Genomic DNA, 25918 nt, shown 5'->3' with positions numbered 1-25918 from the left:
GCCACCTCGGCATAGTGGGGTCCCCGGAAGGCCCGCGCACACCTGTCGGCACTGTGGCCGCCGACACCCTCACCGGAAGGACACCACGTGACCACACCCGGCTTCGTCGCGCCCGAGGACCGAGACGCCGTCACCGCGATGCTCCTCACGCAACTCGCCGGGCTGCCGGCCCGCTCGCCGTTCTACGCCGACCTGTTCGCCGCGCACGGCATCGACCCCGCTGCCCTGGTGTCCCTGTCCGACCTGCGGAAGCTGCCGTTCACCGACAAGCAGGCGCTGCGCGAGTCGCAGGCCGCCGCGCCGCCGCTCGGCCGGCACGCCGCGGTCGGCATGGCCGAGGTGATCAGGGTGCACGCCTCCACCGGCACCACGGGCAAGCCGAGCTGGGTGGGGGTGACCCGCCGCGACGCCGAGTCGTGGACCGAGATGACCGCCCGCGCGTTCACCACCATGGGCGCCACCCGCGAGGACGTCGTGCTGCACGGGGCCGGGCTGACGTTGTTCGTGGGCGGGCTGCCGATCAGGGACGCGCTGGAGCGCATCGGCTCCACCATGATCCCCATCGGCACCGGCAACTCCGACAAGGCGGTGCAGGCCCTCGACTCGCTCGGCGTCACCGCCCTGCACGCCACCCCCTCGTACGTGCGCTACCTCGCCGAGTACGTCCGCAGGCTCGGCCGCGACCCGCGCGAGTTCGGCATCCGCAAGATCTTCGTGGGCGGCGAGCCGGGTGGCGGCGAGCCCGCGTTCCGGCGGCACCTGCAGCAGGAGTGGGACGCCCGCATCACCGAGGGGCTCGGCAACGCCGACATGGCGCCGGTCCTGTTCGCCGAGCCGCCCGGCGCGGCCGGCATGCGCTTCACCGGTGGCAGGCACGTCCTGGTGGAGCTGATCGACCCCGACAACGGCGAGCCCGTCATCCCTGAGCCGGGCGCGTCGGGTGAGCTGGTCTACACGTCGGTGAATCGCGAGTGCTGCCCGCTGGTGCGCTTCCGCACCAGGGACCGGGTGCTGGTCACGGGGCTCGACCGTGACGGGGCGCCGCTGATCCGGTGTGTGGGGCGTACCGACGACATGCTGATCGTTTTGGGGGTGAACGTGTTCCCGACCGCCGTGCGCGACCTCGTCCAGGACCTGCATCCGCGGACGAACGGAGTGGCGCAGATCGTGCTGCCGGGGCCTGGCCCGCGGGTGGAGCCGCCGCTGCGGGTCGAGGTCGAGCTGGGGGACGCGCCCGGCGACCCCGAGGGGCTGCGCAGGGAGATCGAGGAGCTGATCCGCGCCCGCCTGACCGTCCGCGCGGCCGTCACGCTCGTCCCACCGGGCTCGCTGGAACGCACCGAGATGAAGTCCCGCCTGACCCGCGTCACCCCGCTGGCCGAGGCCACGTGATGACCGCCGATCCCCTGACCGACCCGTTCGCCGGCGCTGATGCCCGGTGGATGGCCGGGCGGACGGCGCTGGTCACCGGCGGTGGGCAGGGCACGGCGTTCCCGGGCGTCGGGTACGCCACCTGCCGGGTGCTGGCCAGGCACGGCGCCCGCGTCGCGGTGCTGGACAGGGACGCCGGCGCCGCCGGCCGTACGGTCAAGCTGATCACCGAGGAGGGTGGCGCCGCCGTCCCCGTGATCGCCGACGTCACCTCTGACCGGGCCTGCGCCGGAGCGGTCGCCGAGACCGTCGGCGCGTTCGGCACACTGGACGCGGTCGTCAACTGCGTCGCGGCCGGCGACCGCAGCGGCCTGTTCGACACCACGCCCGAGCACTACGACCGGCTCATGACCGTCAATCTCAGGTCGGCCTGGTCGATCATCAGGCACGCCGTCCCCGTCCTGCCGCGCGGCAGCGCGATCGTGAACGTCTCCTCGGTCACCGTTCGCTCACGCGGCCCCGGCATGATCTACTCCGTCGCCAAGGCGGGCCTGGAGAACCTCACCGAGGGCGCCGCCACCTCGCTCGGCCCGCAGGGCATCCGCGTCAACTGCGTCCAGGTCGGCGTGATCTGGGGCGCGTTCGCGGCGCGCGGCCCGATGCCGGAGTCGCTGCGCGAGCCGCGCCGCCTCAGCACCTCGCTCAAGACCGAGGGCACCTCGTGGGACGTCGCGTACGCCACGCTGTTCCTGCTGAGCGACCGCGCCCGGTGGATCTCCGGCCACATCCTGGCCGTGGACGGCGGCCCTCCGCATCGCTACGACACCGAGCCGGTCACCTCGGTACCCCAGGGGGAGTGAGCGGGCGGGTGGCCTCGCGGACCCGCCAGTGCGGGCGCGGCACCGGCGCGCCCGCCGAGGGGGCGCCGAGCGCCCGCGAGATGCTGCGCGCCGTCGTCGCCATCGCCGGGATCAGCGAGCGCGGGGACGCCGAGCCGCTCGGCACGGTGATGCCGACCGCCGCCACCACCCGGTCGCGGGCGCCCCTGATCGGCACGGCCACCGCCATCACCCCGTAGGTGAGCTGGCTCTCCACGACGGCCACCCCCGACCTGCGCACCTCGGCGAGGAAACGGCGCAGCTCGTCGGGGTCGGTCAGCGTGTTCGCGGTGTAGCCGCGCAGCTCGGAGGCGAGCACCTCCTCCTGGAACTCCTGCGAGGAGTGCGCCAGCAGCACCAGCCCCGTGCCGGTCGCGTGCAGCGGCCAGCGCCCGCCCTGCCGGCTCGGCACGGGGACGGTGTCGCGGGCGCGCAGCGACTCGACGTAGATGACGTCGTGCCCGTCGGGCACGCCGAGGTGGATGTTGGCGCGCACGGCGTGCTGGAGGTCGTGCAGGTACGGCAGCGCGATCTCGCGCAGCTGCCCGCCCTGCGGCGCCAGCGTGCCCAGCTCCAGGATGCGCAGCCCGATGCTGTACTTGCCGTCGCCGTGCCGGATGAGCGCGCCCCAGCAGCGCAGCTCGTTGAGCAGCCGGTGGGTGGTGCTGAGCGTGAGACCGGCCCGGCGGCTGATCTCGCTGAGCGACAGCGCCAGGTTCTCGGCGTCGAACGCGCCGAGGATGGACAGCACCCGCTGCGCCGATGTCAGGCGATGCGATTCCACGGACCGGTCTGCCAGGACGGTCACCTGCTCACCTGCCTGTCCGTATATCGGGTTACGTAGGTGTTACCCCAGGCTACCCAAAGGGACAAGTCACCGATAGTAGACACATTTATCGCGACATTTCCTTCCCTTACGTGGAAACCGCCTTTCCGTCCGGCCATTCTTCCCGCTCGCCGGCCCGCCCCTGCGCCCGGTTCCAGCGATCCTTCCGCGTCATGAAAGGCGCGGTCACCCGGGCCGCCCACGCGTTCTAAATTGCACCGGACAGGAGGTGTGAGCAGGATGTCCGACCGAATTCACGGCCCGCCACATCCCGCGGTCGAGGTGGCCGGTGAGGAGTGGGAGGCGGCGTATCGGGCGGTCGCTTTCATGTACGAGCACGGCTGGAGCGACCGGCTGCCCCTCGTGCCCGCCACCCCCCGCCGCGTGGCCGAGTTGCTCGCCACCACGCACCGGCCGCCCGACCAGGACATCGGCCGGCTCGACCAGCTCAAGAGCCCCGTCACCGTCGAGGTGGCGGCCGTGCACGCGGTCATGGCCGGCTGCCGCCCCGAGCACTTCCCCGTGGTGCTGGCCGCCTGGGACGCGCTCATGGGCGAGCGGTCCGACGTCGGCGGCGGCTGGCAGAGCAGCAGCGGCCCGGCCCGCATGATCGTGGTGAACGGCCCCGTACGCCACCGCCTCGGTTTCACCGGCCCCGCCCAGGGCCTGCGCCCCAGCACCACCGTGACGCGGGCGATCGGCCTGACCGTCCGCAACGCGCTCGGCGTCGTCCCGCACGGCCTCGACCGCCCCGCACCGGGCGTCCTGCCCGGCCGGTGGTCGATGTGCGTGGCCGAGAACGAGGAGGACAGCCCCTGGCCGCCGCTCAGCGCCGACGGCGGCGTGCCCGCGGGCACCGACGCGGTCTCCGCGATCCTGGTCGACACCAGCACGTTCGCCGGCGGCTCGGACAGCGGGCCCGACACCGCGGCGGGCCCGCTGATGGCCGAGCTGGCCCGGGCGATCGCGCGTATCGGCGGCTGGACCTCCCGGCACGCAGGAGCCGCCGTGCTGCTCTGCCCCGGGCACGCGCGGCTGCTGGCCAGAGCCGGCATGAGCAAGGACGACGTACGCGCCCTGCTGACCGCGCGGTGCGCCCCTGCGTCGTCCCCGTTGCCCAGGCGCGGCGACCCAGGGCACCTGCCGATCGTCGTGGCGGGTGCGGCCGACGCCGGCATCTCCATGGTGGCGCGGGTCTTCTCCGGCTGGTCGGGCACGCCCGTCCCGGTCGAGCGGAACCGCGACACATGACGTAGCCCGCGTGCCGCGGAAGACGCACGACGCGCGGCGCGAGCCCGAATACGGTGAGACGATCCCCCCTGCTCCGAGGAGCACAGCCATGGCCCAGAACGGCACGTCCAAGCCCAGGTCGATGAGAGGCGTCTTCGCGGCCAGCTTCATCGGCACGTCGGTGGAATGGTACGACTACTTCATCTTCGGCACCGCGGCGGCGCTGGTGTTCCCCCGGCTCTTCTTCCCCGAGTCCGATCCCGACGCCGCCACGCTCGCCTCCCTGTCGGCGTTCGCCGCCGGCTTCATCGTCCGGCCGATCGGCGCGGCCGTCATCGGCCACTTCGGCGACCGGATCGGCCGCAAGTCGATGCTCGTCCTGTCACTCCTGCTGACCGGCGGCTCGACGTTTCTCATCGGCGTGCTGCCCACGTTCGCCGCGCTCGGCATCGGCGCGCCGCTGCTGCTCGTCTCGCTCCGCCTCATCCAGGGGTTCGGCGTGGCGGGGGAGTGGGGCGGCGCGCTGCTCATCGCCACCGAGAACGCGACCCCGCGCCGGCGCGCGGTCTACGGCAGCTTCGCCCAGTTCGGCGTCCCCATCGGCGTGCTCACCTCGAACCTGGCGTTCCTCGCCGTCTCCGGCATGGACGACGAGACCTTCTACTCCACCGGCTGGCGCATCCCGTTCCTGCTGAGCGCGGTGCTCGTCGTCATCGGCTTCATCGTCCGGATCCGGCTGTCGGAGCCGTACGAGTTCGCCCGCGCCAAGCAGCGGCAGACCGTCACCAAGGTGCCCTTCGCCGAGCTGCTCCGCCGCCACCCCCGCAACCTGGTGCTCGGCGGGCTCGCCGCGATCGCCCCGCCCGCCGTCGGCTACGCGGTGACCGTCTACATGCTCACCTACGGCACCTCCGCCGTCGGGTACGCCAGGAACACGCTGCTCACGCTCATCCTGGCCTCCACCTCCGTGTGGATCCTGGCGATCCTCGTCTCGGCGCTGCTGTCCGACCGGTTCGGCGCCAAGCGGCTCTACATCGCGGGCGCGATCACCGCCGTGGTGTGGCCGGTGCCCATGTTCGCCCTCGTCGACACCGGGAACGCCGGGCTCGCGCTGGTGGCGTTCCTCGTGGCGGCCATCGTGCAGGGCATCATGGCGGGGGCGCAGGGCGGGCTGTTCACCGAGATGTTCGCGACCGAGGTGCGCTACAGCGGGATCTCGGTGGCATACGCGGTGGGCGGCACCGTCGCCGGCGCCCTCACCCCCGTCTACCCCGCCCTCTACGCCGCCGGCGGCTCCTCCACGCCCGTCGCGCTCTTCCTGTGCGTGCCCGGCCTGGTCAGCCTGCTCGCGGTGCTGGGCATCAGGTACGCCACCGTGCGGCCCGAGGAGAAGGAGCCCGGTGCGGTGGCCGTGCCGTCGGAGTCCTGAGCCTGCCGGGGCGCGGACGTCAGGCCGCGCCCCCGAGCCGCTCCAGGAGTCTGCGCCGCCACGCCTCCGTCGCGGCCAGCTCGTTGAAGGTGAACAGGTGCAGACCAGAAAGCCCCGTGCCGGGATCGGCCAGGTACGGCGCGAGGCGCGCGGCCAGCCGGCCCGGGCGGTAGCCGCCGGGCAGCAGGAACCGCCAGAACAGGCTCTGCTGCTTGCGCAGGAAACGCGCGGACGGGCCGAGCCCGAGCCGGGCGGTGACGCGGACGAGCCGCTGCCGGCTCACCACCCCGGGCAGCCCGACCATGACCGGCAGGCCGACGCCGCGGGCACGCAGCCCGCGCGACCAGCCGGCGGTCGCGCGGGCGTCGAAGCAGAGCTGGGTGACGATGTGCGTGGCGTGCGGCGCCTTCTCCTCCAGGGCGCGCTCGACGACGGTACGCGGGATGCCGCCGTGCCCCTCGGGATGCCCGGCGATGCCGACCCGCGCGAACGGGTGCCCGTCGAGCGCCTCCAGCAGGGACAGCGCGTCGGGGAACGGCCCCGCCGGCCGTACGGCGTCGCCGCCGACCACGAAGACGCCGTCCACGCCGCCCTCCCTGAGCTTCGCCACCATGTCCTTCAGCTCCCGCTCGTCGCGGACCAGCCGGGCGGCCAGGTGCGGGGCCACCGCGTAGCCGTGCCCGGCCAGCCGTACGGCCAGGTCGATCGTGGGGCCGAGCCCGCGCGCCTCGGTGGCGGTGACGGTCAGCCCGACCGTGCGCGGGACGTGCGCGAGCACCGGCTCCTCCGCGCGGCCGAAGGGCAGGATCTCGTACGTGGCGGCGCTCAGGGCCCGCGCCAGGGCCGTCCGGGGGTCGAGACGGACCTGCGCGGGCGCGCTGTCAGCGGACATGACCGGACCCTCCTGCGGAAGCGGGCAGCCGACCGGCTGCGGTGCCTGCTGGTGAGGCTAGGGACCGGCCCGCCCGCGAACACGCCGCGGATGACGGCTTCCGCCTGCGCACCCGTCGCGTCCCGGCCGCGACACCTGTCCTACGGCGAGCCGCCGGCCCGCGCGGGTCAGGCCTCCTGGGGGTGGGTGGCGAGGGGTTCGACCGTCACGTCCATCCAGGGGAACTGCGGGAGTGAGGACAGCGCCGCGTGCAGGGCGGTGGCGTCGGGGGCCTCCCACAGGCCGACGACCGCGCGCCGGCCAGGAACCCGCCACAGCCGCTTGAGCAGACCGTCCGCGCGCAGCCGCAGCGCCCTGGCCCGCTCGGCCTCGCGCAGCTCCTCGCGCTCGGCGTCGCCCATGGCGTCGGGCAGGCGGGTCTCGAAACGTACCAGGAACTCCATCGCAGCCTCCCCTTACGCTCTGGCCTCCGACGCTAGGACGCCCGCGACCCCGCGTGATGCGACGCGCGGCCCCGCCGGGACGTGTCCTGCGGCCAGGCCGTCTACGTCAAATGTCGTAACTCGTCCCGCCGCACCTGCCGCCGCCCGCCTCCCCGGGGCATCATGGGGGTCAGCGGGCCCCGTTCCAGCGAGGGAGGACACCGCTCATGGCGCATGACGCCGGACACGAGGCACCCGCACTCGACGCGCGCACGCTGCTGGACCTGGCCCCCGACGGGCTCGCCGTGATCGACCGCAACGGCCGCTTCATCCTCGCCAACCCGGCCGCGCTGCGCCTGTGCGGCCTGAGCCCGTCCGACCTCCCAGGATCCCCCTCCCCCTTCCCCTCCGGTGGGGGAGCGGAGGAGGCGGTGGTGGGGTGGGAGGCGCCGGCCGGCGGGCGGCGGGAGTTCGCGTACCAGGTCAGGGCCTCCAGGAGGGGGGAGCGGGTCGTCGCGTTCAGGGACGTCACCGAGAGCCGCCGTCACCAGCGGCGGCTGGCCGCCATCGCCAGCGCCGCCGGGCGGGTGGCCGCCGAGTGCTCGCTGAGCAGCACCCTCGACGCGCTGGCCAAGGAGGTGCTGGAGGCCGACGCGCTGGCCAGCGTGCAGATCCTCACCGTGAACGCCGCGGGCGAGAGCTTCCAGGTGATGGGCACGGCCGGCTTCGGCAGCACGCCTGACTTCTTCGACCTGCTCATCGCCTGCATGGAGGCGGGCGCCGAACTGCGCATGATCGACGCGTTCACCAGCCGCAGGCCGGTCGTCGTGCCCCACCGTTACGCCACCGTCATGACCGACCCGGTGTGGGAGCCGATCAGGGAGCACATGCGCCACCCCGAGTGGGACTGGTTCGCCAGCGTGCCGCTCTTGGTGCGCGGCGAGCCGGTCGGCGTGCTGAACGCGTACTTCGCGCCGGGCCAGGAGATCGGCCGCACCGCGCTGGACTTCCTGATGGCGATGGGCGAGCAGGCGGCGCAGGCCGTCGCGTACGCGGCGCTGCTGGAGCGCGAGCGGGAGGTCGCGCGCCGCGAGGAACGCCAGCGGCTGGCCCGCGACCTGCACGACTCGGTGGTGCAGCAGGTGTTCTCGATGGGCATGCAGGTGGAGTCGCTCGGCATGCTGTCCGCCCGTGGCGCGGTGGTGGACGCGGCGTACGTGATGCGGGTGGCGCAGGAGCTGGCCGGCATCTCCAAGGCGGTGCTCGGCGACCTGCGGGCCATGGTGACGGACCTGCACCCCACGGCGCTGTCGGACGAGGGCCTGCCGGCGGCGGTGCGGACGCTGGCGGCGGTCACCACCGCGCGTACCGGCTTCGAGGTGCGTGTCACCGTCACCGACCAGGACGACGAGCTCGCCGACCTGGAGTCCGAGCTGTGCGAGGACGCCTACCGGGTCGTCGCCGAGGCGCTGCACAACAGCGTCAAGCACTCGGGTGGCGCGCTCGTCACCATCGACCTCGCCCTGACCAGGCGCGGCACCCAGCGCTGGCTGACGTGCGAGATCGCCGACGACGGCCGCGGCCTGCCCGAGCAGCCGGCCGGCGAGGGCGGCTTCGGCATGACCGCCATGCGCGAACGCGCCGCCCGCTGGGACGGCGACCTGACCACGTCCGCACGTCCCTCTGAGCGTGGAGCCTTCGTGCGGCTGGCGATCCCGCTGCCGACCCTGCTGCCGGCCGGACCCAACCGACGACCTTTCCTGGAGAGCTCATGAGCGTGGAGGTGCAGGCGATCGGCGTGCTGGTGGTGGACGATCACGCCGTGGTCAGGCGGGGCGTGGCCGCGTACCTGGAGGCGCTGGAGAACGTCGAGGTGGCCGGCGAGGCCGCGAACGGCCGTGAGGCGCTCGACCGCCTGGAGTCGCTCAGGACGCGCGGCCTGCCGCTGCCCAGGGTGGCGCTGATGGACCTGGTGATGCCGAAGATGGACGGCGTCGAGGCCACCGCGGAGATCGCCAGGAGGTTCGCGTCCGTGCGCGTGGTCATCCTGACCAGCTTCGGCGAGGTCGAGCGCATCCATGCCGCCCTGGAGCACGGCGCGGCCGGCTACCTGCTCAAGGACGCGGGCCCTTCTGAGGTGGCCGCCGCCATCAGGGCCGCCGCCAACGACGACGTCTTCCTCGGCGCGGCCGTGGCCAGGCGGCTGGTGCAGAAGATGCGCGCCCCGCACACAGGCGTCGCGGGCCTGACCAACCGCGAGCGCGACGTGCTGGTGCTGATCGCCGAGGGCCACTCCAACCGGGAGATCGCCGCCCGGCTGGTGATCAGCGAGCGCACGGCCCGCACCCACGTCAGCAACCTGCTGGGCAAGCTGGGGCTGCGCTCGCGTACGCAGGCGGTGCTGGTCGCGATGCGGGAGGGCCTCGTGCCGCCCCCGAGCTGAATCCCGGCCGGCTACGTCACTTGTCCTGGGAAGACCGGGACAGCGGACCCGAAAAGAGCCGTCAATCGCACCATCCGCCGCCGCGGCGCTGCTGCTTAGCATCCAGGCACGGCACAAGCTCGGCTAAGGAGAAGACGCGCGATGACCGGCTCCAGCCTCGAAGACGTCGTCAACGGTGTACGGACGAACCTGGTCGACCATCTACGCAACCTGCAGGCCGGGCCGAACGTCTATCCGGGGGTGCCGCCGGAGTACACGAACTGGCGGGACGAGCAGCTGGCCTGGCAGCGGACCTGCGTGCTGTTCAACCAGTCGTACCACATGGCGGAGCTGCTGCTCGAAGGGCCGGGCGCGCTCGCCCTGCTGTCGGGCCTCGGGGTGAACAGCTTCGCCAGGTTCCCCGTGAACAGCGCGAAGCAGTTCGTGCCGTGCACCCCCGACGGGTACGTGATCGGCGACGTCATCCTCTTCCGCCTGGGCGAGCAGACGTTCAACCTGGTCGGCCGCATCCCGGCGCTCAACTGGGTGCGCTATCACGCCGAGACCGGCGGCCACGACGTCACCGCGACCCTGGACGAGCGCTCCGCGGCCCGGCCCGACCCGTTCAACCGCAGGTCGTACCGCTACCAGATCCAGGGCCCCGACGCGGCGCGGGTGATCGAGCGGGCCACCGGCGCGCCCGCCCCCGAGCTGAGGTTCTTCCACATCACCACGATCACCATCGCGGGCCGCGAGGTCCGAGCGCTGCGCCACGGCATGGCGGGCCAGCCGGGCTACGAGCTGTTCGGCCCCTGGGCCGAGGGCGAGGAGGTGCACAGCGCGCTGGTGGCGGCCGGCGAGGAGTACGGGATGCGGCTGGTCGGCGGGCGCGCCTACTCCTCCAACACGCTGGAGTCCGGCTGGATCCCCTCGCCGCTGCCCGCGATCTACACCGGTGAGGCGCTCAAGAGCTACCGCCAGTGGCTGCCCGCCGACGGGTACGAGGCCAGCGCCTCCATCGGCGGCAGCTTCGTCTCCGACCGCATCGAGGACTACTACCTGACGCCGTGGGACCTCGGCTACGGCTCGTTCGTCAAGTTCGACCACGACTTCATCGGCCGCGACGCGCTGGAGGCGAAGGCCGCCGAGCCGCACCGCAGGAAGGTGACGCTCGCGCTGGACGCCGGCGACTTCCTCGCCGCGATCGGCTCGCAGCTGGACAAGGAGGGGCGGCCGGCCAAGTGGGTCGAGTTCCCCTCGGCGGTGTACGCGATGCACCCGTACGACCTGGTCAAGGCCGGCGGCGCGCCCGCCGGGATCTCGACGTGGATCGGCTACAGCGCCAACGAGCGCAAGATGCTGACCCTGGCCATGCTCGACGAGGAGCACGCCCACGAGGGCGTCCAGGTGTCGCTGGTGTGGGGCGAGCCGGACGGCGGCAGCGGCAAGCTCACCGTGGAGCAGCACGCCCAGGCCGAGATCGGCGCGACGGTCGGCCCGGTGCCGTACACCGAGGTGGCCCGCAAGATCTACGCCGACGGCGGCTGGCGCAAGGCGGCGCTCAAGTGACGGATGACCGGATCCCCGACACGCCACTGCTCGACCGCGCCAGGCGACTGCGCGGCTACCGGCTCAACAAGATGGCCATGGGGCTCGGCGACCCGGCCAACAGGGCGGCGTTCAAGGCGGACGAGCGGGCGTACCTGGACCGGTTCGGGCTGAGCGAGGAGGAGCGGCGCGCGGTGCTGGCCCGCGACTGGCGGGAGATGATCCGCCTCGGCGGCAACCTGTTCTTCATCCTGAAGATCTCCGCCGTCGACCCGATCCGCATCACCGAGATCGGCGCGCACCAGGCCGGCATGGATCACGAGACGTTCCTGCGCGAGCGGCTCGGGAAGAAGGGATAGGCCGTGGCCAGACTCCTCGGCGGCCTGGGCACCTCCCACGTGCCCTCGATCGGCGCCGCGCTCGACAAGGGCCTGCGCGACACTCCCGAGTGGAAGCCGTTCTTCGACGGCTACGGGCCGGCCCGGCGGTGGATCGACGAGCACCGGCCCGACATCGCGGTCGTCGTCTTCAACGACCACTTCAACGCGCTGTTCCTCGACCGCGTGCCCACGTTCGCGGTGGGCTGCGCGGCCGAGTACCAGCCGGTCGACGAGGGCTGGGGGCCGCGCGCCGTGCCGCCCTTCGAGGGCGCCGCCGCGTTCGGCTGGCACCTGGTGGACACGCTGGTGGAGCACATGTTCGACCCGGAGATCATCCAGGAGATCAAGGTGGATCACGGGCTGCAGGTGCCGATGGAGCTGTTCTGGGGCCGCCCGGCCGAGGCGTGGCCGGTCAAGGTCGTGCCGATCTTCGTGAACGTGCTGCAGTACCCCATCCCGCTGCCCGCCCGCCTGTACGACCTCGGCAAGGTGCTGCGCCGCGCCATCGACCGCTACCCCGGCGACGAGACGTTCGTCGTGCTCGGCACCGGCGGCCTGTCGCACCAGCTCCAGGGCGCCCGCGCCGGGTTCGTCAACCCGGCGGCCGACCGCCGCTTCCTGGAGGACATCGCCTTCCGCCCCGACGAGCTGGCCGGGTGGAGCAGGGAGCGCTACATCGAGACGTTCGGCGGCGAGGGCGCCGAGCTGATCATGTGGCTGGTCATGCGCGGCGCCCTCGACCCCGAGGTCGTGGTCAGGCACCGCCACTACTTCGTGCCCGCCTCCATGACCGGGGCCGGGATGATCGTCATGGAGAACGCGTGAGCACCTTCGTCCTGGTCCACGGCGCCTGGCACGGCGGCTGGGCGTGGCGGCGGGTCGTCCCGCTGCTGCGCGCGGCCGGTCACGAGGTGCACACGCCGACGCTGACCGGCCTCAGCGACCGCGCCCACCTGCTCGGCCCGCACGTCGGGCTCGCCGTCCACGTCCAGGACGTGGTGGCGCTCATCGAGGCGTACGACCTGCGCGACGTCGTGCTCGTCGGCCACAGCTACGCCGGGCAGGTCGTCACCGGCGTCGCCGACCGCGTGCCGGAGCGGCTGGCGCTGCGCGTGCACCTCGACGCGTTCGTCGGCGACGACGGGGAACCCGCCATCGACCTGCTGCCCGCCACCGTCGCCGGGCACTACCGCGAGTCGGTGGCGGGGCCCGGTTTCGGGTGGCTCATCCCCGTACGCTCCCTTGAGGTGCTCGGCGTGACCGAGCCCGCCGACCTCGGCTGGCTCACCCCCAGGCTCACCCCGCACCCGTGGGCGGCCTACACCGAGCCGCTGCGGCTGACCGGCAAGGGCGAGCAGGTGCCGGCCGCGTTCATCGAGTGCGTCGAATGGATGCGGGTGTTCACCCCGCACGCCGGGCGCGCCGCCGCCCGCGGCTGGCCGGTGCACCACCTGGCCACCGGCCACGAGGCCATGGTGACCGCGCCGGGCGAGCTGGCCGAGCTGCTGCTGGCGCTGGCCGCCGGCTGAGCGCCCGATCCGGCTTCCGTTGTGTGGAAAAAGAGGTAGTCACCGGCGGTGACGTGGCGCGAACGTGGAACCATCGGGCGCGTACGCCCCCCGCGCGCGCCCCGACGGACGAGCTGGAGGCGCCATGACCGGACGAGAGACCCTGCTCGACCCCACGGGTTCCGCCGCCAGGACGGCCGACGCCACCCCCGCCCCGCGGCCGGTGCGCCTGCGCGGGCTGACCGTCGGCCTGCTGGACAACGCCCGCCCCAACGCCATGAGGCTCCTCACCGAGCTGGCCGCCGAACTGCGCCACCGCCACCGCACGGCCGGCTCGCTCCGCTACGTCAAGGACTGCGCGGGGCTGCCCGCCGGGGAGGAGCTGATCAAGGAGCTCGCGCAGGACTGCGACGTCGTGCTCACCGCCGTCGGCGACGGCGGCTCCTGCGCCGCCGCCACCGTGGCCGACGGCGTCGCGCTGGAACGTGCCGGAGTGCCCGCCGTGAGCGTCGTCACCGAGCCGTTCCTCGCGGCGGGCCGCGCCATGGCCGAGGTCTGCGGCTTCCCCGGGTACGCCTTCGCCGTCGTCCGCCACCCCGTCGCCGGTCTGGGCGCGGACGGGCTGCGCGGGCGGGCCGCCGAGGTGCTGCCCGGCGTGCTGAGCGTCCTCGGAGCCGGGGGAGGCCGGGCATGACCGCGATGCCGGTGGCCGGTGCGGAGGAGATCCGGGCGGCCATGGAGTACTACGCCCGGCAGGGCTGGACCGACGGGCTGCCGGTGGTGCCGGTCACCGGGTCGTACCTGGCCGAGTTCCTCGCCACCACCGACCGCGACCCCGAGGAGGTGCTGTTCGCCCTGCCGCACCTCGACCGGCGCTGCACCGTCCGGCTGGCCGCCATCAACGCCGCCATGGCCGGGTGCCTGCCCGCCTACTTCCCGGTGGTGCTGGCCGCGTGGGAGGCGATCGGCAAGGAGCCGCAGCTGAAGTGCGGGGTCTGGCAGAGCACGGCGGGCACCGCGCCGCTGCTCGTCGTCAACGGTCCCGTACGCGACCGCATCGGGCTCAACAGCAGGGGCGACGTCTTCGGCTCCGGGTTCCGCGCCAACGCGACGATCGGCCGGGCCGTCCGGCTGGCCGCCATCAACGTGTTCGGCCTGCGCCCGCATCTGCTCGACCAGGCCACCCAGGGCACGCCGGCCAGGTTCTCCGCCTGCATCGCGGAGAACGAGGAGGACAGCCCGTGGGAGCCGCTGCACCGCGAGCATGGCTTCGACCCTGCCGACAGCGCCGTGACCGCGCTGGTCATCAGGTCGTGCCTGCACGTCGAGTCCCGCCACACCGGCTCGCCCGAGCAGCTCGCGCTCGACCTCGCCGGCTCCCTGCGCAGGACCGGCGCGCTCGTCCACGAGACCGGCAGCGCGCTCGTGGTGCTCGGGCCCGAGCACGCCGCCGTCTTCGGCGCGGCCGGATGGAGCAAGGACGACCTGCGCCGCTTCCTGCACGACCACGCCGTCAACAGCCGCGCCGAGCTGGCCGCCGTCGGCAAGGACGCCGTCTCACGGAACGGCCGCCACCGGCTCCCCGCCGACCATCCCGACGCGATCACCGACCGGTACGGCCTGAGCGCGACCCCGCATCGGGTCCCGGCGCTCGCCTCACTGGAGGCGGTGGTGATCGCGGTCGCGGGCGCCGACAACGCCGGCGTCTCCGCGATCCTCGAAACCTTCGCCCCCCACACCGGCCCCCTCCCCACGGCCCGTATCCGCGACCCCGCCTGACGCGGCCCGCTTCCAGCACGGCCGGCGCTCACAGGACCGCGCAGGCCCCGGGGACATCCGCACAGGTCCGGGGTCAGCCGCGCAGGCCGAGGGCGTCGGCGGCGCCGGCCAGGGCGGCGAGGTGGTCGTCCACGGTGGCAAGGCCCGCTCGCATGGTGTCGATGGCGATGTGGGTGGCGCCCGATTCGCGCCACCGGCCGGCCAGTTCGGCCACCTCGTCGGCGTCGCCCCGCCAGGCCAGCCGCCCCTCCATGCCGAGCGTGGAAGGGTCACGACCGGCCTGGGCGGCGGCCTCCTCGACCATCGCCTTGGCCTCGTCCAGTTTCGGCCCGGGACTCATCTGCGGGAACCAGCCGTCGGCCAGCCGCCCCGCCCGCCGGTAGGAGGGCGGCGCCTGCGCCCCGATCCAGACGGGGATCGGCCGCTGCACCGGCATCGGCGCCAGCCCGGCCCCCGTGACGCGGTCGAACGCGCCGTCGAACGTCACCGTCTGCTCGGTCCACAACCGCCGCATGAGCGCGATCTGCTCCTCGGACCGCCGCCCCCGGGTGGAGAAGTCCTGGCCGAGCGCCTCGAACTCGACCCGGTTCCAGCCCAGCCCGACCCCCAGCCTGAACCGCCCGCCGGTCAGCAGATCGACCTCGGCCGCCTGCTTGGCGACCAGCGCCGTCTGCCGCTGCGGCAGGATGATGATGCTGGTGACCAGCTCAAGCGAGGTCAGCGCGGCGAGGTAGCCGAACATCACGAAGGGCTCGTGGAAGGTGGTGTGCACGTCGTACGGGCCGTCCCACCCCCGGTGCACGTCGGGATCCGCGCCGAGCACGTGGTCGAAGGTCATCACGTGGGCGTAACCCAGCTCCTCGACCCCCTGGCCGTAGGCCCGCAGCGCGCCCGCGTCGCCGCCTAGCTCGGTCTGCGGGAAGACGACACCGATCCGCATCGCGTACTGCCTCCATCGAGAAGTGATCGACCCGCACCATCATCGCCGCGGGGCGAGCGATCGACCACACGACGCTCCGGAGCCCGGTGAACCGACCTCTCCCGCGCCGGCGGTAACCTACGCACGAGCCGCGAGGAGATGATCACCGATGAACAGGGCAGAAGACGGCGGGCGTCTTCACGTCACGCCGCCCAAGACGTGGGCGGCCGGGCTGCCCGGCGTCACCCACGCGCTGGAATACTCCCTGGGCCAGACCACCGTGCGCCGCACGGCGCTGACGCTGCTCAACGTCAACCAGCCGGCCGGCATCGACTGCCCCGGCTGCGCCTGGCCCGAGCCGGGCCGCAGGCACCGCAACGAATACTGCGAGAACGGCGCCAAACACGTCACCGACGAGGCCACCTCCCGCCGGGTGACCCGCGACTTCTTCCGCGAGCACCCGATCTCCGAGCTGGCCGGCCGCACCGACCAGTGGCTCAACCAGCAGGGCCGGCTCACCGAGCCGATGGTCAAGCGCCCGGGCAGCGACCACTACGAGCCGATCGGCTGGGACGACGCGCTCGGCCTGCTCGCCGGCGAGCTGCGCACCCTCGACCACCCCGACCAGGCGCTCTTCTACACCTCGGGCCGGCTCGGCAACGAGGCCGCGTTCCTGCTGCAGCTGTTCGCCCGCGCCTACGGCACCAACAACCTGCCCGACTGCTCCAACATGTGCCACGAGTCCAGCGGCCACGCCCTCATCGAGACCCTGGGCGTCGGCAAGGGCAGCGTGAGCCTGGCCGACATCCACGACGCCGACCTGGTGTTCGTGGTCGGCCAGAACCCCGGCACCAACCACCCCCGCATGCTCTCCGCGCTGGAGGAGACCAAGCGCTCCGGCGGGCGCGTCGTCGCGGTCAACCCGCTGCCCGAGGCCGGGCTGATGCGCTTCAAGCATCCGCAGAAGGCGCGCGGCATCGTCGGGCGCGGCACCCGCATCGCCGACGAGTTCCTGCAGATCAGGCCGGGCGGCGACCTGGCCCTGTTCCAGGCGCTCAACCTGCTGCTGCTCCAGGCCGAGGACGCGCGGCCCGGCACCGTGCTCGACCACGCCTTCATCGAGGCCCACACCACCGGCTTCGCCGAGTTCGCCGCGCACGCGCGTACGCTCGCCTGGCCCGACCTGCTCGCCGCCACCGGCCTGGAGCGCGCGCAGATCGAGCGTGTGCACGAGATGGTCCTGGCCAGTGAGAAGGTCATCGTGTGCTGGGCGATGGGGCTGACCCAGCACAAGCACGGAGTGGCCACCATCCGCGAGATCGTCGACTTCCTGCTGCTGCGCGGCAACGTCGGCCGTCCCGGCGCGGGCGTGTGCCCGGTGCGCGGCCACAGCAACGTGCAGGGCGACCGCACGATGGGCATCTGGGAGCGCCCGCCGCGGCCGTTCCTCGACGCGCTCGAGCGCGAGTTCGGCTTCACCCCGCCGCACAAGCACGGGCTCGACACGGTCGGCGCCATCCAGGCCATGCTGGACGGCCGCGCCCGGGTGTTCCTCGGCGTGGGCGGCAACTTCGTCCGCGCCACCCCCGACAGCGCCGTCACCGAGCGGGCCATGCGCGCCTGCACGCTGACCGCGCACATCTCGACCAAGCTCAACCGCTCCCACACCGTCTGCGGTGAGACCGCGCTCATCCTGCCCACGCTCGGCCGCAGCGACCGCGACGTGCAGGCGGGCGGCGAGCAGTTCGTCACGGTCGAAGACTCGATGAGCCAGGTCCACGCCTCGCGCGGCCGGCTCGACCCCGCCTCGCCCCACCTGCTCAGCGAGGTCGCCATCATCAGCCGGCTGGCCCGCCGCGTGCTCGGCGACCGTCCCGGCCTCCCGTGGGAGACGTTCGAGTCCGACTACGGCGCCGTACGCGACCGCATCGCCCGCGTCGTGCCCGGCTTCGAGGACTTCAACGCCCGCGTCGCGGAGCCCGGCGGGTTCCGGCTGCCCAACCCGGTCAACGAGCGCGTCTTCCGCACCCCGAGCGGCAAGGCCGTCTTCACCGCCAACCCCTTCACCCTGCTGGAGGCGCCGCCCGGCCACCTCATCCTGCAGACGCTGCGCTCCCACGACCAGTGGAACACCGTCCCCTACTCCGACGACGACCGCTACCGGGGCATCCGGCACGGCCGCCGCGTCGTGCTCGTCAACCCCGGCGACCTGGCCGAGCTGGGCTTCGCCGACCGCGACGTGGTGGACCTGGTCGGCGTCTGGCACGACGGCGTGGAGCGCCGCGCGCCCGGCTTCACCGTGATCGCCTACCCCGCCGCCCGCGGCTCGGCCGCCGCCTACTACCCGGAGACCAACGTCCTGGTGCCGCTCGACAGCGTGGCCGACGGCAGCAACACCCCGACCTCGAAGTCGGTCGTCATCCGGCTGGAACGCCCGGCGGTCTAGGGGTTTCGACGCCGGCAGCGAAAAGCGTCGGGCACGCTCATCAGACGCCGGATCGCGCCTGGCGCGGGCACTAGGGTTGCCGCATGCAGATAACTACGGAGAGTGGCATCATGCGGACTCTCAGATACGATCTACCAGCGTCGCTGGTGGTGTTCCTCGTCGCCGTGCCCCTGTCGCTGGGCATCGCCATGGCCGCCGGCGCGCCGCTCGCCGCCGGGCTGATCGCCGCCGCCGTGGGCGGCATCGTCGCGGGCCTGCTCGGCGGCTCGCCCCTCGTGGTCAGCGGCCCGACGGCCAGCCTGACCGTGGTCATCGCCGGGCTCGTGCACACCTACGGCTGGCAGGCCACCTGTCTCATCACCATCCTGGCGGGCGGCGTCCAGGTGCTGCTCGGCGCGTTCAAGGCGGCGCGGGCCGCACTCGCCGTCTCGCCCGCCGTCGTGCACGGCATGCTGGCCGGCGTCGGCATCGTCATCGCGCTCGCCCAGCTCCACGTGGTGCTCGGCGGCAGCCCGCAGCACTCCGCGTGGGACAACCTCGTCCAGCTCCCCGGCCAGATCGCCGACCTGCACGGGCACACGGTCATGGTCGGCGTGCTCACCGTCTCGGTGCTGCTCGTCTGGAACCGGCTGCCCAAGCAGGTCAGGGCCGTGCCCGCGCCGCTGGCCGCGCTCGTCGTGGCCGCCGCGACCGCCTGGCTCTTCCATTGGAACGTGACAAGGATCGACCTGTCCGGCGCGCTCGGCTCCTGGTCCCTGCCCGAGCTGCCGCAGGCCGACTGGCACCAGATCGCCGGAGCAGCGCTGCTGGTGGCGCTGCTCGCCGGCGCCGAGTCGCTGCTGTGCAGCGTCGCCACCGACGGCACCCACACCGGGCCGCGCGCCGACCTCGACAAGGAGCTGTCCGGGCAGGGCGTGGCCAACGTGGTGAGCGGGTTCCTCGGCGGGCTGCCCGTGGCCGGGGTGATCGTGCGCAGCACCACCAACATCCGGGCGGGGGCGCGTACGCACTGGTCGGCCGTCCTGCACGGCGGCTGGGTGCTGCTGTTCGCGCTCTGCCTGGGCTGGACGATCCGGCTCATCCCCATGGAGGCGCTGGCCGCGCTGCTGGTCTTCATCGGCATCAGGACGATCAGCCTCGGCCACGTCAGGAAGGTGCACGGGCACAACGAGGTGCCCGTCTACCTCGTCACGCTGACCGGCGTCGTCGTGATCGGCCTGGCCGAGGGCGTGCTGGCCGGGCTCGCCCTGGGCGCGCTGCTCGCGCTGCGGCGGCTGACCCGCGTCACGGTCGACAAGCGCGAGGAGCCGAACGGCCGCCTGCACGCCACGGTGTCCGGCTCGCTCACCTTCCTCGGCGTGCCCCGGCTGACCGCCGAGCTGCGCGCCATCCCGGCCCGCGCCGACGTCGACCTCGACCTCAACATCGACTTCATGGACAACGCCGCCTTCGAGGCCATCCACTCCTGGCGGCTCGACCACGAGCGGCTCGGCGGCACCGTCACCATCGACGAGCTGCACGACGAGTGGTATTCGATGGCGGCCAGCGGGGCCCGCATGTTCCCCGCCAAGAGCCCGCCCAAGCCAGCCGGGCACTGGTGGCTGCCGTGGACGCACCCCCGCCGCCGTACGACCGGGGTGCAGGAATGCCGGCTCACCCAGGGCGCGGCCGAGTTCCACCGCCGTACGGCGCCGCTCGTGCGCCCCATCTTCACCGAGCTGGCCGGCCGGCAGCAGCCCAGCCACCTGTTCATCACCTGCGCCGACTCCCGGATCATGCCGAGCCTCATCACCAGCAGCGGCCCAGGCGACCTGTTCACCGTCCGCAACATCGGCAACCTCGTGCCCTGCGCCGGCTCAGAGCCGGCCGACGACTCGGTGGGCGCCGCCATCGAATACGCCACCCGCGTCCTCGACGTCCACACCATCACCGTCTGCGGCCACTCGGGCTGTGGCGCGATGGCCGCCCTGCTCGGCGGCCCCGCCACCACCGCCGGCCTGCCCCAGCTCGAAAGCTGGCTGCGACACGGAGCCGCCGGCCTCGACCGGCTGGACGCCGAGCGCGGGCCGGACGCCTCCCTCGACCGGCTCTGCCGGCTGAACGTCCAGCAGCAGCTGGAGAACCTCAGGACCTACCGCCGCGTCGACGAGCAGGTCAAGGCCGGGAAGCTCAAGCTGGTGGGCCTCTACTTCGACATCGCCACGGCCAGCGTGCACGTCGTGCCGCCGCGCAGCCCCTCGCTCCCGGCGGAGCCCAGCCAGCGGTGACCCCGCCGCGCGCCCTCGCCGGCCGGAGCGGCGGGGGCCCGCTTTCAGCCGAACTCCTTGGCCACCAGCACGAACGAGGCGGCGCCCATGGTCACGTAGGCGAGCGTCAGCAGCACCGCCCCCACCACGATCAGCACCCGGCGGCCCAGCGGCGGCCGCCCGGACATGTCGTCGTCGTGCATAACGGGACGCTAACATCCGGTGACCCGCTGCCACCGCGCACCGCCGCTCAGCCGAGCACGTTCTCATGCAGCGCCCGCAGCACGGCGTTCGTACGATCCCGCGCCCCCAGCTTGGCCAGCAGCGCCGGGACGTGATTCTTCACCGTCCCCTCGGCCAGGAAGAGCGTGAGGTGCCGGAAGTCATGGGTACGCGCGCCCGGCGCCGGCGGCTCAGGCTCAGCGGAGGGGGTCGAACTCGCGGAGCGCGGCGGGCTGCTTGCCCGTGGTGATCTGCTCGGCGAGCAGGCGTCCCGTGGCGGGGCCGTGCGCCATGCCCCACATGCCGTGGCCGCCCGCGACGTACACGCCGGGCCGCCCGGTCGCGCCCACCAGCGGACGCCCGTCCGGGGTGACAGGGCGGGGACCCACCCAGACGTCGGTGCGCTCCTCCCACCGGACGCCGTCGAGCAGCGGCCGCGCCGAGGCGATGATCGCCTCAAGCCGGGCCGGCACCAGCGGCGCGTCGGGGGAGCGAAACTCCATCGTCCCCGCCACCCGCAGCTTGCCCTGGTACGGCGTGCACGCCACCCGCACCTCGGGCAGGTAGATCGGCCCGGGCACCGGACGATCGACCGGGACGGTGAAGGAGTAGCCGCGGCCCGCGCGCACCTGCGTCCGCACGCCCCACTGCGCGGCCAGCTTGGGCAGCCACGCCCCGGTCGCCACGACGACCGCGTCCGCCGTCAGGGTGGTGCCCTTGGACGAGCTGACGGTGACCTTCCCGCCGTCGCTGCGCACGTCGGTGACCTCGAAGGCGTACACGGTGGCGCCCCTGCTCATCACCGACCTGCCGAGGGCGTGCACGAACGCGCCCGGGTCGACGTACCGCTGCCCGTCGATCCGCACCCCCGCGGTCAGCGCGCCGGACGCGAGCGGCACGTGCTCAACGAGCTGCTCGCGGCGGAGCGGGGCGTGCGCGACCTGCTGCCCGGCGGCGGAGATGCGGCGCAGCTCGTGCAGCAGCGCCCGTGCCTGCTTGGGCGTGCGGAAGGCCGCGGTGATCGGGGCGTGCACGAGCGGCGCACGTACGCCGTTGTACGTGAGCACGTCGAACGCCTCGATGCTCTCCTCGTTGAGCGGCAGGTTGGCGCGCACGGCCCGGGTCCACGACGGCCACCGGCAGTTGGCGGCGAAGCGCAGCAGGAACGACCACAGCCCCGGGTCGAGGGTGGCCGGCACGTGCAGCGGAGCGGACGGGCTCAGCAGCGAGCGCAGCCCGTACCGCAGCACGGACGGCTCGTTGAGCGGGATGGCCAGCCCGGGGGAGATCCATCCCGCGTTGCCCCAGGACGCCCCTGCCGCCACGCCCTTGCGGTCGACCACCTCGACCTCGACACCGCGCTCCTGCAGGAACCACGCCGTCGACAGGCCGACGATGCCCGCGCCCACCACGATCACCTTGCGCGGCCAGCCGCTGCCCCCGTCGACCATGACGCCCTTCCTCTCCTCGCTGCTTACGGGGACAGCATGACCCCGGCTAGGCGGGGGAGCGCTGTACGGCCGCGACAATTCGGACGCCCGGATTGTGCGGGTTCCACAACGAGTGCCGCGCCTCCGCCGGAGCGCGCCGGCCCCGCGTCGATCGAACGGCGGACAACCGGCCCGAGATCACTCGCCGAGGGCCTCCAGCTGGATGATCATGGCGAGGCGCTGCCGGGCGTCGTCCAGGTCCAGCGGGGTGATCTCGCCGATCTTGCGCAGCCTGTTCCTGACCGTGTTGGGATGCACGCCGAGCCGCTCCGCCGCCGCCACCGGGTCGCCCTGCGCCTCCAGCCAGGCGCGCAACGTCGCGACGTACCGGGTGCCGTGCCCGGCGTCGTGCCGCCGCAGCGCGCCGACCGGCCCCCTGGCCGGAGTCCTTCCGGTACGCGCCGCGGCCCGCAGCCGCTGCAGCAGGATGTCGCCCCACGACTCGTCGTACACCGGCGGCGCCCCGCCCGCGCTCTCGTGCAGCGCCAGGCACTCGTCGGCCTCCTGCCGCCCGGCGGGCAGCTCCGCGGCCCCGGCCGGCGCGCCGATCCCGGCCACCAGCTCCACCTGCGCGGGCAGCGCGGCCTGCAACGCCGCCACCCACGCCGGCGCCGCTCCCGCCTCCTCGCCCGGCAGGATCGTGTAGAGCGTGTTGCCCAGCAGCGTGCTGCGTCCGGGGCGCGACCAGCCGAACCCCGTGGTCGCCCGGTCGAAGGCCAGCAGCAGCGCGGCGTGCCGGTCGGCGGCGGCGCCCGCGCGTACCGCGATGACCCGCATCGGGCCAGGCGCCAGCCCGAGCTGGCTCAGCGCGGTCACCGCGTCGGCGCTGCCCTCCAGCAGCCGGATCACCAGGTCGGACTCCACCTGCCGCTCCAGGTCCGCGCTCGCGCGGGAGCGCAGCAGGTGCAGCGCCACCGTACGCGCCCCGTCGGCCAGCGCGGTGAGCCGCCGCCCGGTCAGCGGCCTGTCGCAGGTGACCCACACCGTGCCCAGGACCTCGCGGCCGGCCCGCGCCGCCACCGCCATCCGCCCGGTCAGCCCGTACGCCGGGTCGGGCCCCACGAAGATCGGCCCGTCGGACGCGGCCAGCCGCGACAGCACCCCCCGCTGCTCGAACAGCTCGCGCAACCGCTCAGGCACCTGCCTGGCCAGGATCGTCTCCAGCCGCGCCGGGTCGCCCGCCTGCTGCGAGCGCGAGTACGCCAGCACCCGCGACAGCCGGTCCTCGATCGTCACCGCCGCCCCGACCACGTCCGCCAGGCTGTCGGCCAGCGCGAACAGGTCCGTCGGGCCCCGCCCGGACTCGGTCTCCCTGCCCTCCAGCACCAGCCCGTACACGACCCCGGTGAGCTGGCTCCACGACACCGCGGGGTCGATCAGCAGCACCGCGACCCCGGCGTCATGCGGCACCTCGCGCGCCGCCTCCTCGCCCGCGCGTACCAGCACCGCCGTCGCGCGGGCCGCCTCCGCCCACGCGATCGCCTCCGCCACCGAGGCCGCGCCCACCGCCAGCAGCACGTCGCCCGTCACCCGCTCGTCGGTCGGGTCGGGCATCGCGACGCTGCGCAGCTGCGCCGTGCGCGCGTCCGTCCGTCCGGCCAGGCGCACGCCGTACCCGCCCAGCACGTTGACCAGGCGGTCCAGTCTGACCACGGTTTGTCCTCCGTGTCCGGGTTGCGTGGCGGGACGCGCCGTCCCGCCACGCAACCTGCCCGTTCTAGGCGGCTTCGTACCGGCGCTGGCAGGTGATGCAGAACCGCGCCAGCGGCCGGATCTTCAGCCGCTCGAACGGGATGCCCGCCTCGCACTCCGAACAGCGGCCGTACGTGCCCTCCGCCACGCGATCCAGCGCCAGCGTCAGCTCGGCGATCGCGCGGTCGGCTGCGGCCAGGTCCACCAGCAGCTCCTGGTACTGGGCGTCCGCCCCGGTGCCGTCGCTGGCCTCGGCCCGCAGGCCGAGCAGGTGCCGGCTCCGGCGCTCGAGCTGCTGCTGCAGCTCCTCACGCAGTTCCTGGAGCTGCACGGTGCTCAGGTGAGAGTCGATCATGACGTGATCCCCTTTCTGGGAGTACGTGGAACGAGAACCGCGACAGGTCATGCCGCGGAAGCCTTCCTGCCGGCACAGGCCCGACCCCGTCCCCTTTCGTTGGCCGGAAGGCCGGGACCGCCGACCCGCTTCAACCGGCTGGGCGGCCCCGGAAGGCGGCCCTTCGCCGTCGGGTGGCCGGGGACACCGGCCCTCTTCATCGGCCTTGTCGGCTGATGCGGGAGGCCAGCTCCGGGTGGCGGCCCATGCGGGACAGGCCGCGGATGGTCGCGTACTCGGGCTCGGGCACGGCGTTGACCGGCATGCGCAGCGCCGTTTGCAGGCGGTGCAGGAGCCGCCGCTGCCGGGCGCCGCCTCCGGTGACGGTCAGGGCCGGCACGGACGGGCGTACGTCGTCGGGCAGCCGCCGCACGAGGGCGGCGGTCATCTCCACGACCCCGTCCAGCGCGTACGGCAGCAGGCCCGCGCTGGTGGTGGCGCCGAGCTGGAGCGCGGCGGCGTCGAACACGGCACCTTCACGCACCGCGACCGCCTCCACGATCCCCGCTCCCACATCGAGCAGCAGGAGCGGCTCCGCCCCCACCACATCCAGCCCCGCCCCGACAGCCGCGGCCACCGGCTCATCCACCAGCCACACCCCACACCCACCGCCTCGGGCACCAGAGGCCAGACCGCCACCTGCGGCACCGCCGGGCAGGCCGTCGACTCGGGCGCCAGAGGCCAGACCGCCACCTTCGGCGTCACCGGGCGGGCGGTCGCCGTGGGCGCCGTCGGCCAGGCCGTCGCCGGAGAGGCCGCCGGGCAACTCGCCGCGAGAAGCCCCGGAGGCCCGGCCGGTTCCGCTGCCGGCTGCGGCAGGCACCCGCGTGACAGAACCCCGGGTGACGGGACGGCCGGTGATGGCCTCGACCACCGCGGTGTGCACGGCACGGCGGTCACTCTGGGTCGCCGCCAGCGGCACACCGACGAGCACCTGTTCAAGGGGCTCGTCAGGAGGTCTGGCGTCGTGGAGCGCCTGGCGTACCAACCGGAGACATGCGGCCGGGTCAGCCACCATCCCATGACGTATCGGGCGTATCGGAACGGCGGAGTCCTCGGGCGCGGCGCCGAACACGTCCGACGAACGGTCGGCGATCGCGGACCCGCGCGACGTACGCGTACGCGCCGTCCCAAGATCCAGCGCCACGAACCCCCGCCCGAGACTCATACCGCACCCCTCGGACGGCGGCGGACCTGCAATGACCTGATCACGGCCATGACGAATGGCTCCTCGCTGTAGATGAACCGACTGGGACGGCACAACCACCGCCCCACGAACTCGACCCCCGAACCCTCCCCCCACGCCGCCCGGCGCCGCGACGTGCGGGGCGCCAAGGCACTGGAGCGCGCCGGGTGCCTCAGACGCCCCCGTCGAGGCCGCTGCACGCAGGCGCAGGTGCCGGACGTAAGGGCCCGGGAGGCCGGTAGACCTCCGGGCGCACCCATGGGACGGCCGACGGCGCACAGCACCCGAAGCAGCCCAGTGCGCGAACACCTGCCAGGAGGCCATGGGCATGCGGACACTCGCCAGACGGTCAAGGCGCGCGAATACGCGTCCCGTCGACCGGGCGCGCAGACGCGGTCAGCGTGCCGGCGCTTGCGGGTGTGCGGAAGCGGTTGGCGTGTCAGCGTTCGCTGGTGTGCGGGCGCGGGTCGGCGTGTCGGCGCTCACCGGCGTGCGGACGCTTGCCGTTCGCGGCCGGTGCGTTGTGCGTGTGCCGAGGCGAGACGTGTGCGGGCGGCAAGCGGCCGGCTCGGGGGCGGGCTCGTCGGCGGCGTCCAGCACCGGCTCGGGCTCAGGCTCAGGCTCGGGGGCCGCGTCGA

General features: G+C 73.5%; 23 protein-coding genes. 14 read left to right on the top strand and 9 right to left on the bottom strand.

Translation table 11 applies throughout. The features are described 5' to 3' along the window. Positions 1 to 87 precede the first annotated feature (87 nt). Positions 88 to 1392 carry an AMP-binding protein gene (locus AB0K12_RS30950; RefSeq protein WP_364568901.1) on the top strand — a complete coding sequence of 435 codons (1305 nt, stop codon included), beginning with the start codon at positions 88 to 90 and terminating at the stop codon, positions 1390 to 1392. Further along, positions 1392 to 2231 (top strand): SDR family oxidoreductase, encoded by an 840-nt coding sequence (locus AB0K12_RS30945; protein ID WP_364568898.1) that lies wholly within the window; start codon positions 1392 to 1394, stop codon positions 2229 to 2231. The genes AB0K12_RS30950 and AB0K12_RS30945 overlap by 1 nt, the downstream gene beginning before the upstream one ends. Here AB0K12_RS30945 and AB0K12_RS30940 read toward each other — a convergent pair. Then, the gene (locus tag AB0K12_RS30940; protein ID WP_364568895.1) at positions 2206 to 3057 is read right to left on the bottom strand and encodes an IclR family transcriptional regulator; all 852 of its coding nucleotides are present in this window, start codon (positions 3055 to 3057) and stop codon (positions 2206 to 2208) included. The genes AB0K12_RS30945 and AB0K12_RS30940 overlap by 26 nt on opposite strands. 258 nt (positions 3058 to 3315) lie before the next feature. Here AB0K12_RS30940 and AB0K12_RS30935 point away from each other — a divergent pair, with 258 nt between their 5' ends. After that, positions 3316 to 4326 (top strand): hypothetical protein, encoded by a 1011-nt coding sequence (locus AB0K12_RS30935; protein ID WP_364568892.1) that lies wholly within the window; start codon positions 3316 to 3318, stop codon positions 4324 to 4326. Between the two features lie 88 nt (positions 4327 to 4414). After that, on the top strand, positions 4415 to 5734 hold the full coding sequence (locus tag AB0K12_RS30930; RefSeq protein WP_364568889.1) for an MFS transporter: 1320 nt from the start codon (positions 4415 to 4417) through the stop codon (positions 5732 to 5734). A gap of 19 nt (positions 5735 to 5753) precedes the next feature. Here AB0K12_RS30930 and AB0K12_RS30925 read toward each other — a convergent pair whose 3' ends face one another. Together AB0K12_RS30925 and AB0K12_RS30920 are read right to left on the bottom strand one after the other, a co-directional pair. After that, entirely contained in the window at positions 5754 to 6626 is an 873-nt protein-coding gene (locus tag AB0K12_RS30925) for a hypothetical protein (protein WP_364568886.1), read from the bottom strand. 167 nt (positions 6627 to 6793) lie between these two features. Beyond that, positions 6794 to 7069, bottom strand: a complete 276-nt coding sequence (locus tag AB0K12_RS30920; RefSeq protein WP_364568883.1) for a muconolactone Delta-isomerase family protein — start codon at positions 7067 to 7069, stop codon at positions 6794 to 6796. 206 nt (positions 7070 to 7275) lie between these two features. Between AB0K12_RS30920 and AB0K12_RS30915 the strand changes: the two genes are divergently transcribed. The 8 genes from AB0K12_RS30915 to AB0K12_RS30880 all read left to right on the top strand — a co-directional run bounded on the left by AB0K12_RS30915 (position 7276) and on the right by AB0K12_RS30880 (position 14685). Next, entirely contained in the window at positions 7276 to 8823 is a 1548-nt protein-coding gene (locus AB0K12_RS30915) for a histidine kinase (RefSeq protein WP_364568881.1), read from the top strand. Beyond that, a complete protein-coding gene (locus tag AB0K12_RS30910) occupies positions 8820 to 9491 on the top strand; it encodes a response regulator transcription factor (protein WP_364568878.1) in 672 nt (223 codons plus the stop codon). The genes AB0K12_RS30915 and AB0K12_RS30910 overlap by 4 nt, the downstream gene beginning before the upstream one ends. A 141-nt stretch (positions 9492 to 9632) precedes the next feature. Further along, positions 9633 to 11039, top strand: coding sequence for a hypothetical protein (locus tag AB0K12_RS30905; protein ID WP_364568876.1), 1407 nt, complete (start codon positions 9633 to 9635; stop codon positions 11037 to 11039). Next, positions 11036 to 11377, top strand: coding sequence for a hypothetical protein (locus tag AB0K12_RS30900; protein WP_364568873.1), 342 nt, complete (start codon positions 11036 to 11038; stop codon positions 11375 to 11377). The genes AB0K12_RS30905 and AB0K12_RS30900 overlap by 4 nt, the downstream gene beginning before the upstream one ends. A 3-nt stretch (positions 11378 to 11380) precedes the next feature. Next, positions 11381 to 12223, top strand: a complete 843-nt coding sequence (locus AB0K12_RS30895) for a class III extradiol dioxygenase family protein (protein ID WP_364568871.1) — start codon at positions 11381 to 11383, stop codon at positions 12221 to 12223. Continuing rightward, entirely contained in the window at positions 12220 to 12927 is a 708-nt protein-coding gene (locus tag AB0K12_RS30890) for an alpha/beta fold hydrolase (RefSeq protein ID WP_364568868.1), read from the top strand. The genes AB0K12_RS30895 and AB0K12_RS30890 overlap by 4 nt, the downstream gene beginning before the upstream one ends. Before the next feature lie 124 nt (positions 12928 to 13051). Further along, a complete protein-coding gene (locus tag AB0K12_RS30885) occupies positions 13052 to 13600 on the top strand; it encodes a UGSC family (seleno)protein (RefSeq protein ID WP_364568865.1) in 549 nt (182 codons plus the stop codon). Beyond that, a complete protein-coding gene (locus AB0K12_RS30880) occupies positions 13597 to 14685 on the top strand; it encodes a hypothetical protein (protein ID WP_364568862.1) in 1089 nt (362 codons plus the stop codon). The genes AB0K12_RS30885 and AB0K12_RS30880 overlap by 4 nt, the downstream gene beginning before the upstream one ends. Positions 14686 to 14758: 73 nt before the next feature. Here AB0K12_RS30880 and AB0K12_RS30875 read toward each other — a convergent pair whose 3' ends face one another. Beyond that, a complete protein-coding gene (locus AB0K12_RS30875) occupies positions 14759 to 15625 on the bottom strand; it encodes an LLM class F420-dependent oxidoreductase (protein WP_364568859.1) in 867 nt (288 codons plus the stop codon). Positions 15626 to 15773: 148 nt separating this feature from the next. Here AB0K12_RS30875 and AB0K12_RS30870 point away from each other — a divergent pair, with 148 nt between their 5' ends. Both AB0K12_RS30870 and AB0K12_RS30865 read left to right on the top strand, forming a co-directional pair. Further along, the gene (locus AB0K12_RS30870) at positions 15774 to 18050 is read left to right on the top strand and encodes an FdhF/YdeP family oxidoreductase (protein WP_364568856.1); all 2277 of its coding nucleotides are present in this window, start codon (positions 15774 to 15776) and stop codon (positions 18048 to 18050) included. Between the two features lie 110 nt (positions 18051 to 18160). After that, positions 18161 to 20317: a SulP family inorganic anion transporter gene (locus tag AB0K12_RS30865; RefSeq protein WP_364568854.1), complete on the top strand. Its 2157-nt coding sequence runs from the start codon at positions 18161 to 18163 to the stop codon at positions 20315 to 20317. A 44-nt stretch (positions 20318 to 20361) separates the two neighbouring features. Here the strand turns inward: AB0K12_RS30865 and AB0K12_RS30860 are convergent, their stop codons facing one another. The 5 genes from AB0K12_RS30860 to AB0K12_RS30840 form a co-directional block, all read right to left on the bottom strand. Further along, positions 20362 to 20499: a hypothetical protein gene (locus AB0K12_RS30860; protein WP_364568851.1), complete on the bottom strand. Its 138-nt coding sequence runs from the start codon at positions 20497 to 20499 to the stop codon at positions 20362 to 20364. Between the two features lie 216 nt (positions 20500 to 20715). Further along, positions 20716 to 21969 carry an FAD-dependent oxidoreductase gene (locus AB0K12_RS30855; RefSeq protein WP_364378467.1) on the bottom strand — a complete coding sequence of 418 codons (1254 nt, stop codon included), beginning with the start codon at positions 21967 to 21969 and terminating at the stop codon, positions 20716 to 20718. 177 nt (positions 21970 to 22146) lie between these two features. Then, complete coding sequence (locus AB0K12_RS30850) at positions 22147 to 23661, bottom strand: helix-turn-helix domain-containing protein (RefSeq protein ID WP_364568847.1); 1515 nt, start codon at positions 23659 to 23661, stop codon at positions 22147 to 22149. 64 nt (positions 23662 to 23725) lie between these two features. Continuing rightward, positions 23726 to 24055 carry a TraR/DksA C4-type zinc finger protein gene (locus tag AB0K12_RS30845; RefSeq protein WP_364568844.1) on the bottom strand — a complete coding sequence of 110 codons (330 nt, stop codon included), beginning with the start codon at positions 24053 to 24055 and terminating at the stop codon, positions 23726 to 23728. A gap of 196 nt (positions 24056 to 24251) precedes the next feature. Next, positions 24252 to 25262 carry a hypothetical protein gene (locus AB0K12_RS30840; RefSeq protein ID WP_364568841.1) on the bottom strand — a complete coding sequence of 337 codons (1011 nt, stop codon included), beginning with the start codon at positions 25260 to 25262 and terminating at the stop codon, positions 24252 to 24254. Positions 25263 to 25918: the final 656 nt, after the last annotated feature.

It is taken from the genome of Nonomuraea sp. NPDC049419, assembly GCF_040676995.1.
Lineage (GTDB): Bacteria > Actinomycetota > Actinomycetes > Streptosporangiales > Streptosporangiaceae > Nonomuraea > Nonomuraea salmonea.
Note: the sequence above shows the minus strand (reverse complement) of the source record. Positions and strands in the feature narration are given on the sequence as shown.

Coding starts and splice junctions, on each gene's coding strand:
- AB0K12_RS30875 (WP_364568859.1), bottom strand. CDS start 15,625: ATGCGGATCGGTGTCGTCTTCCCGCAGACCGAGCTAGGCGGCGACGCG.
- AB0K12_RS30915 (WP_364568881.1), top strand. CDS start 7,276: ATGGCGCATGACGCCGGACACGAGGCACCCGCACTCGACGCGCGCACG.
- AB0K12_RS30860 (WP_364568851.1), bottom strand. CDS start 20,499: ATGCACGACGACGACATGTCCGGGCGGCCGCCGCTGGGCCGCCGGGTG.
- AB0K12_RS30885 (WP_364568865.1), top strand. CDS start 13,052: ATGACCGGACGAGAGACCCTGCTCGACCCCACGGGTTCCGCCGCCAGG.
- AB0K12_RS30945 (WP_364568898.1), top strand. CDS start 1,392: ATGACCGCCGATCCCCTGACCGACCCGTTCGCCGGCGCTGATGCCCGG.
- AB0K12_RS30870 (WP_364568856.1), top strand. CDS start 15,774: ATGAACAGGGCAGAAGACGGCGGGCGTCTTCACGTCACGCCGCCCAAG.
- AB0K12_RS30865 (WP_364568854.1), top strand. CDS start 18,161: ATGCGGACTCTCAGATACGATCTACCAGCGTCGCTGGTGGTGTTCCTC.
- AB0K12_RS30920 (WP_364568883.1), bottom strand. CDS start 7,069: ATGGAGTTCCTGGTACGTTTCGAGACCCGCCTGCCCGACGCCATGGGC.
- AB0K12_RS30905 (WP_364568876.1), top strand. CDS start 9,633: ATGACCGGCTCCAGCCTCGAAGACGTCGTCAACGGTGTACGGACGAAC.
- AB0K12_RS30930 (WP_364568889.1), top strand. CDS start 4,415: ATGGCCCAGAACGGCACGTCCAAGCCCAGGTCGATGAGAGGCGTCTTC.
- AB0K12_RS30910 (WP_364568878.1), top strand. CDS start 8,820: ATGAGCGTGGAGGTGCAGGCGATCGGCGTGCTGGTGGTGGACGATCAC.
- AB0K12_RS30925 (WP_364568886.1), bottom strand. CDS start 6,626: ATGTCCGCTGACAGCGCGCCCGCGCAGGTCCGTCTCGACCCCCGGACG.
- AB0K12_RS30855 (WP_364378467.1), bottom strand. CDS start 21,969: ATGGTCGACGGGGGCAGCGGCTGGCCGCGCAAGGTGATCGTGGTGGGC.
- AB0K12_RS30880 (WP_364568862.1), top strand. CDS start 13,597: ATGACCGCGATGCCGGTGGCCGGTGCGGAGGAGATCCGGGCGGCCATG.
- AB0K12_RS30935 (WP_364568892.1), top strand. CDS start 3,316: ATGTCCGACCGAATTCACGGCCCGCCACATCCCGCGGTCGAGGTGGCC.
- AB0K12_RS30840 (WP_364568841.1), bottom strand. CDS start 25,262: ATGAGTCTCGGGCGGGGGTTCGTGGCGCTGGATCTTGGGACGGCGCGT.
- AB0K12_RS30845 (WP_364568844.1), bottom strand. CDS start 24,055: ATGATCGACTCTCACCTGAGCACCGTGCAGCTCCAGGAACTGCGTGAG.